The organism is Paraburkholderia lebeckiae (assembly GCF_050436325.1).
Taxonomy (GTDB): Bacteria; Pseudomonadota; Gammaproteobacteria; order Burkholderiales; family Burkholderiaceae; genus Paraburkholderia; species Paraburkholderia tuberum.
On the sequence record NZ_JBNDLZ010000003.1, the window covers coordinates 2761390 to 2773616 of the forward strand.

At 66.3% G+C, this 12227-nt stretch carries 12 protein-coding genes; 6 read left to right on the top strand and 6 right to left on the bottom strand.

Annotation, left to right across the window (positions count from 1 at the left end; translation table 11 throughout):
• Positions 1–2: 2 nt before the first annotated feature.
• From OKW44_RS30570 to OKW44_RS30580, 3 genes are read left to right on the top strand one after another with little or no spacing between them, the layout of a single operon-like run.
• Entirely contained in the window at positions 3–1007 is a 1005-nt protein-coding gene (locus tag OKW44_RS30570) for an ABC transporter ATP-binding protein (RefSeq protein ID WP_018418725.1), read from the top strand.
• Positions 1004–2023: a peptide ABC transporter ATP-binding protein gene (locus tag OKW44_RS30575; RefSeq protein ID WP_018418724.1), complete on the top strand. Its 1020-nt coding sequence runs from the start codon at positions 1004–1006 to the stop codon at positions 2021–2023. Before OKW44_RS30570 ends, OKW44_RS30575 begins: the two co-directional genes overlap by 4 nt.
• Complete coding sequence (locus tag OKW44_RS30580) at positions 2016–3266, top strand: TraB/GumN family protein (protein ID WP_018418723.1); 1251 nt, start codon at positions 2016–2018, stop codon at positions 3264–3266. The genes OKW44_RS30575 and OKW44_RS30580 overlap by 8 nt, the downstream gene beginning before the upstream one ends.
• 65 nt (positions 3267–3331) lie before the next feature.
• Here OKW44_RS30580 and OKW44_RS30585 read toward each other — a convergent pair whose 3' ends face one another.
• The 5 genes from OKW44_RS30585 to pxpB form a co-directional block, all read right to left on the bottom strand.
• Positions 3332–4288, bottom strand: a complete 957-nt coding sequence (locus OKW44_RS30585; protein WP_018418722.1) for a DUF979 domain-containing protein — start codon at positions 4286–4288, stop codon at positions 3332–3334.
• Entirely contained in the window at positions 4285–5058 is a 774-nt protein-coding gene (locus OKW44_RS30590) for a DUF969 domain-containing protein (protein WP_018418721.1), read from the bottom strand. The genes OKW44_RS30585 and OKW44_RS30590 overlap by 4 nt, the downstream gene beginning before the upstream one ends.
• A gap of 277 nt (positions 5059–5335) precedes the next feature.
• Positions 5336–6088, bottom strand: coding sequence for a 5-oxoprolinase subunit PxpA (pxpA, locus tag OKW44_RS30595; RefSeq protein WP_018418720.1), 753 nt, complete (start codon positions 6086–6088; stop codon positions 5336–5338).
• Positions 6089–6108: 20 nt separating this feature from the next.
• Positions 6109–7161, bottom strand: coding sequence for a 5-oxoprolinase subunit C family protein (locus tag OKW44_RS30600; RefSeq protein ID WP_018418719.1), 1053 nt, complete (start codon positions 7159–7161; stop codon positions 6109–6111).
• Positions 7158–7811: a 5-oxoprolinase subunit PxpB gene (gene pxpB, locus OKW44_RS30605; RefSeq protein WP_018418718.1), complete on the bottom strand. Its 654-nt coding sequence runs from the start codon at positions 7809–7811 to the stop codon at positions 7158–7160. Before pxpB ends, OKW44_RS30600 begins: the two co-directional genes overlap by 4 nt.
• A 212-nt stretch (positions 7812–8023) precedes the next feature.
• Between pxpB and OKW44_RS30610 the strand changes: the two genes are divergently transcribed.
• Entirely contained in the window at positions 8024–8536 is a 513-nt protein-coding gene (locus OKW44_RS30610; RefSeq protein WP_018418717.1) for a winged helix DNA-binding protein, read from the top strand.
• Between the two features lie 51 nt (positions 8537–8587).
• Here OKW44_RS30610 and OKW44_RS30615 read toward each other — a convergent pair whose 3' ends face one another.
• A complete protein-coding gene (locus tag OKW44_RS30615) occupies positions 8588–9130 on the bottom strand; it encodes a 5-formyltetrahydrofolate cyclo-ligase (RefSeq protein ID WP_018418716.1) in 543 nt (180 codons plus the stop codon).
• Positions 9131–9207: 77 nt separating this feature from the next.
• Between OKW44_RS30615 and OKW44_RS30620 the strand changes: the two genes are divergently transcribed.
• Both OKW44_RS30620 and OKW44_RS30625 read left to right on the top strand, forming a co-directional pair.
• Positions 9208–11175, top strand: a complete 1968-nt coding sequence (locus tag OKW44_RS30620; RefSeq protein WP_018418715.1) for a lytic transglycosylase domain-containing protein — start codon at positions 9208–9210, stop codon at positions 11173–11175.
• An 81-nt stretch (positions 11176–11256) separates the two neighbouring features.
• Positions 11257–12210 carry a complex I NDUFA9 subunit family protein gene (locus OKW44_RS30625; RefSeq protein WP_018418714.1) on the top strand — a complete coding sequence of 318 codons (954 nt, stop codon included), beginning with the start codon at positions 11257–11259 and terminating at the stop codon, positions 12208–12210.
• The last annotated feature ends 17 nt before the right edge of the window (positions 12211–12227 follow it).

The following is a 12227-nucleotide window of genomic DNA, read 5'->3' on the forward strand; positions in this document are numbered from 1 at the left end:
CCATGAGCAATCTACTGACCATCCGCAATCTCGCGGTCAACTTCGGTGGCCTGCCCGCGGTCGACCGCATCAATCTCGATGTCGCGCCCGGAGAAGTGGTGGGCGTAGTCGGCGAATCGGGCTCGGGCAAGAGCGTGACGATGATGGCGCTGATGGGCCTGATCGACGCGCCCGGCAAGGTCTCCGCCGACGAAATCACGTTCGACGGCAAGAACCTGCTGAAGGCCTCCGCGAAGCAACGCCGCAGGATCATCGGCAAGGACATCGCGATGGTGTTCCAGGACGCGCTGACGAGCCTGAACCCGAGCTACACGGTCGGCTATCAAATCAAGGAAGTGCTGAAGCTGCACGAAGGCCTGCGTGGCGCGGCGCTGGAAAAACGCGCGCTCGAACTGCTCGACCAGGTCGGCATTCCGGACGCAAAAAACCGCATTGGCTCGTTTCCGCATCAGATGTCGGGCGGCATGAACCAGCGCGTGATGATCGCGATGGCGATCGCCTGCAACCCGAAGCTGCTGATCGCCGACGAGCCGACCACCGCGCTCGACGTGACGATCCAGGCGCAGATCATGGAATTGCTGATGCGCCTGCAGAAGGACCGCGGCATGGCGCTCGTGCTGATCTCGCACGATCTGGCCGTGGTGTCCGAGGTCGCGCAGCGCGTCGCCGTGATGTACGCGGGCGAGGTGATCGAGACGAACAAGGTGCCGGACATCTTCGCCGCGCCTCATCATCCGTACACGGAAGCGCTGCTGGCCGCGATTCCCGAGCACAACGTGGGCGCGGTGCGGCTCGCGGCGCTGCCGGGCATGGTGCCGGGCCGCGACGACCGGCCCAAGGGTTGCCTGTTCGCGCCGCGCTGCAAGTACGTGGTCGACGACTGCATGAAGGCCCGCCCCGCGCTCGCGCCGCTGCCCGCGCACGCCGAGCTCACGCGCGTGCGTTGCATCAAGCCGCTGAACCTCGAGAAGGACGCCAACGTTCACACGCAAGGAGGCGCCCGATGAGCGCAGTACCCGAAACCCGTCGCCAGTCGGATCGTACTGGCGATCACGTGCTCGTCGCCGACCAGCTCGCGCGCTACTACACGGTCAAGCGCGGCATGTTCGCGCACGGCACGGTGAAGGCGCTGAACGGTGTGTCGTTCGCGCTCGAACGCGGCAAGACGCTGGCGGTAGTCGGCGAGTCCGGCTGCGGCAAGTCGACGCTCGCGCGTCAGCTGACGATGATCGAAACGCCGAGCGCGGGCCGCCTGCTGATCGACGGCGAGGACGTGGCCGGCGCGAATCACGAGAAGATCGCGGCGCTCAGGCGCCGCGTGCAGATGGTGTTCCAGAACCCGTTTGCGTCGCTCAATCCGCGCAAGACCGTCGAGCAGACGCTCGGCGAACCGCTCGCGATCAACACGCAGATGAGCGCGACCGAGCGCGCCGAGCGCATCGCGCAGATGATGCGCACGGTCGGCCTGCGGCCCGAGCACGCGAAGCGCTATCCGCACATGTTCTCCGGCGGCCAGCGTCAGCGTGTGGCGATTGCGCGCGCGATGATCCTCGATCCGCAGATCGTGGTCGCCGACGAACCGGTCTCGGCGCTCGACGTCTCGATCCAGGCGCAGATCCTGAACCTGTTCATGGACCTGCAGGACGAGTTCAAGACGAGCTACGTGTTCATCTCGCACAACCTGTCGGTGGTCGAGCATATCGCCGACGACGTGATGGTCATGTACTTCGGCGGCGTCGCTGAACTGGGCGACAAGCAGCGCATCTTCTCGAAGCCGCGCCATCCGTACACGCGCGCGCTGATGTCGGCGACCCCGTCGATCTTCGAGGCCGACCGCACGATCAAGATCAAGCTGCAAGGCGAAATGCCGTCGCCGCTGAATCCGCCGTCGGGCTGCACGTTCCATCAGCGCTGCCCGTACGTGATCGACCGCTGCCGCGGCGAGGAGCCGAAGCTGCGAGAAGTGGATGGCCGCCTGGTCTCCTGTCACCGCGCTGAAGAGGTGGGGGACGTGGATGCCTGATGTGGTGGCGGCGCGTCGTCTTGCGCGCCGCTTGTGTGAGGGCGGCTGGATAGCCGCCTTCGCGCGGCGCCGCGGGGCGCGTGCGCTGGGAGGCGCCGCGCCCTGCGGCGCATTTGCTGGAAGGTTCGCCGGCAAGTTTTTTCGCACGTTTCTCTGCGCGTTTGTTCATGCGCTCGCGCGCGCCTTTTTCTCCGTATTTCTTCCCGCGTCGCTGTCCGCTTTATTTCGCGTAGGCTGCGCGCTGTCGATCGGCGCGGCCGTGCCCTGCATCGCTCACGCGGCCGGCGCGGCGGCCAAGGCGCCAGCCCAGGCGGCCCGTCCTGCAGTCACGGTGCCAAGCCCGCCACCGCCGTCGATTGCGCCGCCTCCGGTCCCCGGCACCACCGCGAGCGGACCGGTGCGCCAGCAACCGGCGCGCATGCCGTTCTATGTCGCGACGCGCGGCAGTACGACGATCTACGTGCTCGGCACGCTGCACGTCGGCGATCCCGCCGACTATCCGGCGGGGCAGCCGTTCCGCGCGCCGATCCTCGCGGCGCTCGCCGCATCGCAGACGCTCGCGCTCGAACTGTCGCCCGACGAGCTGCTGGTGTCGCAGGACGACGTGTCGAAGTACGGCGTGTGCAAGCACGACTGCCTGCCGGGTCTGCTGCCCGAGCCGCTGTGGCACAAGCTCGCGTTGCGGCTGCGCGGCAACCCGGCCGCGCTCGATGCGATCAAAAAGATGCGGCCGTGGCTCGCGTCGCTGGTGGTCGAGACCTACGACTCGCTGTCTGCGGGTCTGCAAACGGAATACGGCACCGAAGCGCAATTGCAGAACGTCTATCTGAAGACGCGCGGCAAGATCGTCGGACTCGAAACGCTCGCGCAACAGATGCGCGCGTTCACCGGACTGTCGGCCGCGCAGCAGCGTGAGATGCTCGCGCAGGATCTGGTGCAGACGCCCGCGCAGAACGTCGAGGACGTGCGCACGCTGCATCGGCTGTGGCGGGTCGGCGATGCCGATGCGATCGCCGCGTGGCAGGCTGCCAAATCGGAGAAGCTCGCGCGCGACCCGCGCGTCTCCAATTCGATCGACAACCGGATCGTCTACGAGCGCAATCGCCGCTTCGTCGCGAGGATGCTGCAACTCGCCGCGCCGAACAAGCCGCTGTTCGTCGCGATCGGCGCGCTGCATCTGGGTGGGCCGAAGGGCGTGCTGCAGCTATTGCGGCGGCACGGCTTCGTGGTCGAGGCGGGTTGATCGGCGCAAGACCGTTTGCGTCTGCTCACATGCCGGTTGTCAAAACGACGCGCTTGTCAGCAGCCCTACAAAAACATCAAGAAATTCAACAGAAAGATATTGATCACCAGCAGCATCAACGCCGTCGGAATCTGCACCTTGATCACCGCATTCTTGTCGGGTAATTCGAGCAGCGCAGCCGGCACCATGTTGAAGTTCGCGGCCATCGGCGTCATCAGCGTGCCGCAGTAGCCGGAGAACATGCCGATCGCGGCCATCACGGCCGGGTTGCCGTGGAACACGCCGACGAGGATCGGCACGCCGACGCCGCCCGTCATTACCGGAAACGCGGCGAAGCCGTTGCCCATCACCATCGTGAACAGCGCCATGCCGATGCAGTACACGGCCACCGCGACGAAGCGGTATTCGAGGCTGATATACGACGTGGTCACGTGCGCGACCGCCTTGCCGACGCCCGCGTCCGAGAACACCAGACCGAGCATGCCAAGCATCTGCGGCAGCACCGCGGCCCACGACAGCGCATCGACGAGGCGGCGCGCTTCCTTCATCGACTGGCCGACCGTGTCGCGCGTGATCACACAGGCGATCGCGAGCGCGATCACGCAGCCGAGACCGAAGCCGATCAGCGTGACGTTGGCCTTCTCGATCAACGGCACACCGCCGAACACGAGATGGCTTGCCGCGAGCGTGATGATCACGGTGACGACCGGAATCGTCAGCGCGGGCACGAACAGCTTGTTGCGCAGCCGCGCGGCGCTCGTCTGACGTGCTTCGAGCGACAGCGTCTTCGGCTTGCCCGCGGTGACGCCGCCGAAGCCCGCGATCAGCGCCATCGCGATCACCGCGACGCCGACCACGGCCGGCGGCAGCCGGTCGCCGATCAGGAAGATCAGCGCGTAAAGAATCCAGAAGCCGCCCGCGGTGAGGCGGCGCGGATGCTCTCGGTCCGTGACGATCATGCCGCCGACGATCAGCAGCACGATGCCGAGCAACCAGAACAGATAGGTGATCGTGAAGGTCATGCTTCGTCTCCGGTAGCACGCGTGGCCGACGACGGCGTCGATGCGGCGGTCGCCTTCGCGGTCGACGTGCCGCCCGGCGCCTTACCGCGCAATTCACGCTCGAGCCGGCGGTCGAGCAGCCAGAGCCGGAAGCCATGCACGATGAACGCGCTGATCGCGGTCGGAATTCCCCACACGGCGACGTGAATCGGCTCGACGACGATGCCCGCTTCCTTCAGGAAAGTCGTCATCAGCACGATCGCGCCGAACGCGACGAAGATGTCCTCGCCGAAAAAGAGGCCGACGTTGTCGGTTGCCGCCGAGAATGCGCGCAGTCGGAAGCGCACCGCGTCGCCGATCTTGCCGAAGCGGTTCTCGGTCGCACCCTCGGCCATCGGCGCGATCAGCGGACGCACCATCTGCGGATGGCCGCCGAGCCCGGTCAGGCCGACCGCGGCGGTCAGCTCGCGCACGAGCAGATAGACGATCAACAGACGTCCGGCGGTCGCCGCCTTGATGCTGCTGATCCACGCCTGCGCGCGCTCGCGCAGGCCGTGTCGTTCGAGCAGGCCGATCACAGCGAGCGGCAGCAGGATGATCAGCGGGATGTTGCGCGTCTTGATGAAGCCGGTGCCGATCAGCGCGAGGATTTTTTCCGGCGGGAAATGCGCCGCGAAACCGGTGACGATCGCGGCGACGGCCACGATCAGCATCGGATTGAAGCGCAACAGAAAGCCAACGATGATGACGGCCACACCGATGAGCGGCCATAGACTGACAGTTGTCTGCATCAGGATCTCCAAGAGGTCATTCAACTTCGCCGCCGGTGGCGGCTGACGTGAACCGGAGCGTGCGGCCTCATGCGCCGGCTTGCTACCACGGCTCTGCGGCCGCGTCGAACTCTCTTTACCTGCCCCGTGAATGCGCGTCGGCATCCGTGGGTTTGCAGCGGGCATCGCGATTGATGCCGCGGCTGGCAATCGCCCCGCATGGGTGCGGGGCGCTGGATCGGTCACGCGCGCCGGATCGGAGCGACGCGCGCAGTGGGTAGGACGGTGAGGCGAACGCTCAAGCGCGCGCGGCGCCCGCCGCGTGCACTTCGATGCCGGCGTCGGCGAGCGCGCCGCGAATGCGTCGCGCGAACGCGAGCGCATGCGGGCCATCGCCGTGCAGGCAGATGGTCTGCGCGTTCAACGGCACCCACTGTCCGTCGACGGCCTTCACGCGTTGCTCGCGGATCATCGCGAGCGTGCGCGCGAGCACTTCGTCCTCGTCGTCGAGCAGCGCGCCCGGCTCCTTGCGCGGCACGAGCGAGCCGTCCGCGCGATAGCCGCGGTCGGCGAACACTTCCTCGATCGCGGTCAGGCCCGCGTTGCGCGCGGCGCTCACGAGCCCGCTGTTGGCGAGCGCGAACACCGCCACGGACGGATCGAAATCGTGCACCGCGGAGACGATCGCGTCGGCGATCTTCGCCTCGCGTGCGGCCTGGTTGTACAGGGCGCCGTGCGGCTTCACGTGCGCGATGCGCCCGCCCTCGGCCTGCGCGATCGCCGACAGCGCGCCAAGCTGATACAGCACGCCCGCGTAGATCTCGTCCGCCGGCAGATCCATTTCCTTGCGGCCGAAATTCTCGGGATCGTTGAAGCTCGGATGCGCGCCAATCGACACGCCTTTCTGCACGGCCCAGCGCACGCAGTCGCGCATCGCGTTGGGGCCGCCCGCATGCCAGCCGCATGCGATGTTGGCCGAGCTCACGAGGTCGAGCAGCGCCTCGTCGGAGCCGCAGCCTTCGCCGAGATCGGCGTTCAGATCGATTTCCATGGGGATTCCTTTACTTAGGGTCACAGCGCCGCGGGCGCCGCCTGGCGCGCGCAACGCTCTTCATGCATCGCGATCGCGGCATCGATCTGCCGCAGATACGTGCGTTCTTCCAGCAAAGCCTGGCGGGCTTCGTAGAGCGTCGTCGGGATGAAACGGACAGCACCGTTCAGGCGCACCTGCGCGAGCTTCCACAGATCGGCCTGAATCACTGCGCCGATCTTCGGATAGCCGCCGGTGGTCTGCGCGTCGCTCATCAGCACGATCGGCTGACCGTTCGGGGGCACCTGGATCGTGCCGGGCAGCACCGCGTGCGACAGCAGGTCAGTCTTGTGCGTGCGCTTCAGCTCGGTGCCGGCAAGGCGATAGCCCATGCGGTTGCTGTTCGGCGTCACGAGCCACTCGTCGGACCAGAACGACTGCTGTGCATCCGCGGTGAAGCTGTCGTATTCGGGGCCGCGCAGCACGCGGATCGGTATGGCCCAGGGCACGCCCGACGGATGACGACCGCGCCGCAGCGGCTCGTTGACGAGCACGAACTTGCACCAGGCGGGCGCCTTCACGCCGAACTCGGGCGCCTCGGGCGTGAAGCCGAGGTGGCCGCGCTGCTGCGGCGCGCCGACCGGCAGACGGTCGCCGTCGTTGAGCGCGCGGCCGCCGAGTCCGCCGAAATGGCTGGCGAGGTCGGTGCTGCGCGAGCCGAGCATCGGCAGCACGTCGATGCCGCCCGCCACGCAGACATAACCGCGCATGCCGCGCTTGGCCGCGTGCAGCACGAGCTCCTGGCCGGCCTGCACGGGCAGACTCCAAAACGAATAGACGGGTTTGCCGTCGAGCGTCGCGCCGAACTCGGTGCCGGTGATCGCGACGCGCGTCGCGCGCAAAAAGCGCAGCGCGGTCGGGCCGAAGGTGATTTCGAGGCCGGCCGCGTCGGGGCGGTTGCCGACCAGCCGGTTGCCGACTTCGAGCGACAGCCGGTCGAGCGCCCCCCCCATCGCGACGCCGAGATGCCGATAGCCATGGCGGCCGAGGTCCTGGATCGTGGTCTGGAGACCCGCGCGGATAACGTCGATCATGCGTGCATCCCCGCGATCGTGAAGCGCACCCGGTCGCCGGGCTGCAGCAGCGTGGGGGGCCGGCGCGCCGGATCGAACAGCGGCACCTCGGTGCGGCCGATCAGCTGCCAGCCGCCCGGCGACACCGCCGGATAGATGCCAGTCTGCTCGCCGCCGATGCCGACCGAGCCCGCTGGCACCTCGAGCCGCGGCGACGCGCGGCGCGGCGTGTGCAGCGCGGTGTCGAGCCCACCCATATAGGCGAAGCCGGGCTGGAAGCCGAGAAAGAACACCACGTAGGCGCCGCCCGCATGACGTTCGACGACCTCGCGCGCGCTCAAGCCCGTATGTTCGGCGACCGCCTGCAGATCGGGGCCGAATGCGCCGCCGTACTGCACTGCAATCTCGACGTCGCGCCCGGGCGCGACGGCTTTGGCCGCTGCGTTCCAGGCCGTCAGCAACTGCTCGCCGAGCGCGTCGGCGTCGGTCGAGAGCGGGTCGAACACGAGCGTCAGATTGTTCATGCCGGGCACGACTTCGAGCACGTGCGGCCAGTCGCGCGCGGCTTCGGCCGTAGCCCACACGCGCTGCTGGCACTCCAGCGTGGCGGGCGGCGGCGCTTCGCAGACGAGCGCGGCATCGCCGAGGGGAAAAATTCGTGGTTGGCTCATTGACTGGGCGGCCCGGATCGAATCGGAGGATGAGGCGGACAGCGCGGTGCGGTGGCGCATGCCCGGCACGGAGTCGGCGACATTTGAAGGGTACATTATCAATAAAATATCGACGAAATACCAATAAGCGTATTTGCCAGGCTCGTCGGCGGCGGGGCATCGTCGTACACTTGCGACACTTTTCCAGCCCATTTTCGTCACGGGAACCTCGTATGACGCGTCATCCCACCAAGATCGTTTCGTCGGAACACCTCGTCTCCGAAAGCAGCGCGGAACTCTCGGAACTCGAATACGCGCTGATCATGGCGGGCAATGCGTTCAACCGCTGGATGGTGCGCTGCATGTCGGCGGCCGGCGACAAGGACATGACCGCGATCGAGGTGTCGCTGCTGCACCACGTGAGCCATCGCGAACGCCGCAAGAAGCTCGCGGACATCTGCTTCGTGCTGAACATCGAGGACACGCACGTCGCGACGTACGCGTTGAAAAAGCTCGTAGCTAGAGGGTACGTAAAAAGCGAAAAGACCGGCAAGGAAGTGTTCTTTTCCGCAACCGACGCGGGCCGCGAACTATGCCTGAAGTACCGCGAGGTGCGCGAAAACTGCCTGATCTCGACGCTCAAGGAAAGCGGCCTGACCAACCAGCAGATCGGCGAGGCCGCGCAGTTGATGCGCAATGCGTCGGGCCTGTACGACACGGCGGCGCGCGCGGCGGCTTCGCTGTAACGACGAAGCACCGCGCAAGCGCCGGCGCGTCACACGCCGCGCATCGCGCGTTCAGCCCGGCAGCGCCGGATGAAACCCCGCCTCTGTGATTATCAGATCGAGCGCAATGTCATGCGCCTCGCGTTCCAGCGTGTCGGTGCGGCACGCTTCGTACGCGATGCCGACCGTGATCGGCTTGTGCGCCGCCGGCCAGCCGGCCAGCGTGCGGTCGTAATAGCCGCCGCCGTAGCCGAGGCGGTAGCCGTCCGAGTCGAAACCCACGCAGGGCACGAACAGCAGCTCGGGCAGCACCACGCGCCCCGAGGTGGGCTCGGCAATCTTGTGATGGCCGATTTTCATCGGCGTCGCGGGCGTCCAGGCATGGAATTCGAGCGCCATGCCACGTTCTTTAATGATTGGCAGACTGGCTTCGTGGTGCGAGTCCGCGGCAAGCCAGATCGCAATCGCCCCGCGCGCGTCGAACTCGCCGGCAAGCGGCCAGTAGAATCCCGCGCTGCGTACCGCGTAGTGCTTCAGCGCGTCGAGCATCCGACGCCCGAGCGCGGCATTCTTCGCCGGCTCGGAAGCCGCTTGCAGACGGCTTTCCAGCAACATCCGGCGCAGCGCCTTTTTCGTTGCCGGGACAGGGTTGCATGCTATGCTTGGGTCCAATTCGCGCTCCAGAAACAACGATGTCAAAACGCCTTTTTCGAGTATATCGCGCGATCAGTATCGCGCTTGCCGCAGCGGCACTCGTGGCCTGCAGCACTGCTTCGGCCGTCAAGCCCCTTCCACTCTCGCAACTCACGAACGACGACCAGATTTTCGTCCAGCTTCGCGAAGCCTCGCGTACTAACGACGCGGCGCGCGCAGCTCAGCTCGCGAGCATGATCCCGAATTATCCGGCGCCCTCGTATCTGGAGTACTTCCAGATCAAGCCGCAGCTGTTCGATTCGACCGGCCATGCGCGCATCGACGCGCCGGACGCGCCCGTGCTCGCGTTCCTGCAGAAGTACGACGGCCAGGCGATCGCCGATCGCATGCGCAACGACTACCTGACGGTGCTCGGCACGCGTCACGACTGGCGCAACTTCGACCAGCAGTACGCGAAGTTCGTGCTCGACGACGACACTCAGGTCAAGTGCTACGCGCTCGAATCGCGCGCGTCGCGCGGCGAGAACGTCGCGGACGCGGCGCGCGCGCTGCTCGTCGAGCCGAAGTGGTACGGCGACGGCTGCGTCGATCTGATCACGGTGCTCGGCGTGAACCACCAGTTCAGCGCCGACGACATCTGGGCGCAAATTCGTCTCGCGTACGAGCAGAACTACACGAGCACCGGCAGCAAGCTCGTCGACGCGCTCGGCGACCAGCCGCCCGACCCGGTGCTGTTCAGCCAGGCGACCAATACGCCGCCGCTATTGCTCGCGCGCGGCGTCGGACCGGATGCGCAATCGCATCAGCTGGCGCTGCTCGCCATCACGCGCATGGCGCGCAATGATCCGGCCATGGCCGCGGCCACGTTCGCGTCGGTCGCGCCGTCGCTGAATTCGCCGGAGCGCGCGATCGGCTGGGGCACGATCGGCTATCAGGGCGCGCTCAAGCAGATGCCTGGCGCGGTCGACTGGTTCCGGCTGTCGGCGAACGCGCCGCTGTCGAATCCCGCGTATGAATGGCGCACACGCAGCGCGCTGCTCGCTGGCGACTGGAACATGGTGCGCTGGTCGATCGAGCAGATGCCCGAGTCGCTGCGCAAGCAACCGTCGTGGGTGTACTGGCACGGACGCGCGCTGAAACAGGCCGGCGACACGGCCACGGCCAGTCAGGAATTCCAGTCGATCGCGTCGAACTTCAACTTCTACGGCCAGCTCGCGCTCGAAGAGCTCGGCCAGAAGATCACCGTGCCGCCAAAAACCACCGTGACCGACGCCGAAGTGCAGCAAGCCGGCACCACGCCGGGCTTCGATCTCGCGCAGCGCTTCTATGGGCTGAACCTGCGGCTCGAAGGCAATCGCGAGTGGAACTGGCCGTTGCGCAACATGTCCGACCGGCAACTGCTCGCCGCCGCCGAGTACGCGCGCCGCATCGAGCTGTACGACCGCACCGTCAACACTGCGGACCGCACGAAGAGCGAGCACGATTTTTCGCTGCGCTATCTATCGCCGTTCCGCAACATCGTCGAGCAGGACGCGCAGTCGAGCGGGCTCGACGTCGAGTGGGCGTACGGGCTGATTCGCCAGGAGTCGCGCTTCATCATCAACGCGCGCTCTGAGGTCGGCGCGGGCGGACTGATGCAGCTGATGCCCGCAACCGCGCAACTGGTCGCGAAGAAGATCGGTCTGGGACCGGTGTCGCGCGAGCAGATGAACGACATCAACACCAACATCCTGCTCGGCACGAACTACCTGGCGATGATCTACAATCAGTTCGACGGGTCCGCCGTGCTGGCCACCGCTGGCTACAACGCAGGTCCGGGCCGTTCGCGCAACTGGCGGCAGTCGCTGCAGCGCCCGGTCGAAGGCGCGGTCTTCGCCGAGGCGATTCCGTTTCAGGAAACTCGCGACTACGTGAAAAATGTGTTGTCCAACACGGTCTACTACGCGGCATTGTTCGAAGGCCGTCCGCAATCGCTGAAGGCGCGCCTGGGTTACATCGCACCGTAAGCGCCTTGGCGCCGCAATCTCGCTTCGAGGTTGCGGCGCGCTTCGCCAGCCGTTGCCGCGGCTTCCATCAGGGAGTCGAAAATGCGACATCAAGCCATCGCGGTCATCGGCGGTTCAGGGTTTATCGGCAGCTACCTCGTCAACGCGCTTGTCGAGACGGGCAAGGACGTGCGCGTCGCCACACGGCGACGCTACAACGCGCGCCATCTGACCATGCTGCCGATCGACGTGCTCGAAACCGACGTGTTCGATCCGGTGCAACTCGCGCGCTTCGTCGAGGGCGCGGATTGCGTAATCAATCTCGTCGGTATCCTGAACGGCAAACGCGGCAAGCCCTATGGGCGGGAGTTCGCGCATGCGCACGTCGAGCTGCCGACGCGCATCGTCGCCGCCTGCGAAGGCAAGGGCGTGCATCGGCTGATTCATCTGAGCGCGCTAGGCGCCAATCCGAACGGCCCGAGCATGTATTCGCGCTCGAAGGCCGACGGCGAGAAAGCCGTGCATGCGGCCAACGTCGCGTGGACGATCTTCCGGCCGTCGGTCGTGTTCGGACCCGAGGACGCGTTTCTGAACAAGTTCGCGTTCCTGCAGCGCGTGTTTCCGGCCATTCCGCTCGCGATGCCGGACGCGCAGTTCCAACCGGTCTATGTCGGCGACGTCGCGAAGGCGATCGTCAACGTGCTCGATCTCGATGGCGCGAGCGGCCGCACCTACGAGCTTGGCGGCCCGACCGTCTACACGCTCGAAGATCTGGTTTCATACTGCGGCGACGTGATCGGCAAGCATGCGGGCATCATCCGTCTGCCCGAGCCGCTCGCGCGCCTGCAGGCGTTGAGCTTCGAAATGGCGCCGGGCGAACCGGTGATTTCGCGCGACAATCTCGATTCGATGAAGGTCGCCAACATTCTGAGCGGGCCGCTCGCGCCCGAGCTCGGACTCGAACCGGTCAGCCTCGAAGCGATCGTGCCGACGTACCTGACCGGTGCTGCCTCGGGTTCGCGACTCGACACGTTCCGCGCCAGCGCCGGACGCTGAAGCCTATTTCCCTCTAC

Bases quoted from the DNA above. Each gene is read 5' to 3' on its own strand.
- OKW44_RS30570 (WP_018418725.1), top strand. From the start codon at position 3: ATGAGCAATCTACTGACCATCCGCAATCTCGCGGTCAACTTCGGTGGC.
- OKW44_RS30575 (WP_018418724.1), top strand. From the start codon at position 1,004: ATGAGCGCAGTACCCGAAACCCGTCGCCAGTCGGATCGTACTGGCGAT.
- OKW44_RS30580 (WP_018418723.1), top strand. From the start codon at position 2,016: ATGCCTGATGTGGTGGCGGCGCGTCGTCTTGCGCGCCGCTTGTGTGAG.
- OKW44_RS30585 (WP_018418722.1), bottom strand. From the start codon at position 4,288: ATGACCTTCACGATCACCTATCTGTTCTGGTTGCTCGGCATCGTGCTG.
- OKW44_RS30590 (WP_018418721.1), bottom strand. From the start codon at position 5,058: ATGCAGACAACTGTCAGTCTATGGCCGCTCATCGGTGTGGCCGTCATC.
- pxpA (WP_018418720.1), bottom strand. From the start codon at position 6,088: ATGGAAATCGATCTGAACGCCGATCTCGGCGAAGGCTGCGGCTCCGAC.
- OKW44_RS30600 (WP_018418719.1), bottom strand. From the start codon at position 7,161: ATGATCGACGTTATCCGCGCGGGTCTCCAGACCACGATCCAGGACCTC.
- pxpB (WP_018418718.1), bottom strand. From the start codon at position 7,811: ATGAGCCAACCACGAATTTTTCCCCTCGGCGATGCCGCGCTCGTCTGC.
- OKW44_RS30610 (WP_018418717.1), top strand. From the start codon at position 8,024: ATGACGCGTCATCCCACCAAGATCGTTTCGTCGGAACACCTCGTCTCC.
- OKW44_RS30615 (WP_018418716.1), bottom strand. From the start codon at position 9,130: ATGTTGCTGGAAAGCCGTCTGCAAGCGGCTTCCGAGCCGGCGAAGAAT.
- OKW44_RS30620 (WP_018418715.1), top strand. From the start codon at position 9,208: ATGTCAAAACGCCTTTTTCGAGTATATCGCGCGATCAGTATCGCGCTT.
- OKW44_RS30625 (WP_018418714.1), top strand. From the start codon at position 11,257: ATGCGACATCAAGCCATCGCGGTCATCGGCGGTTCAGGGTTTATCGGC.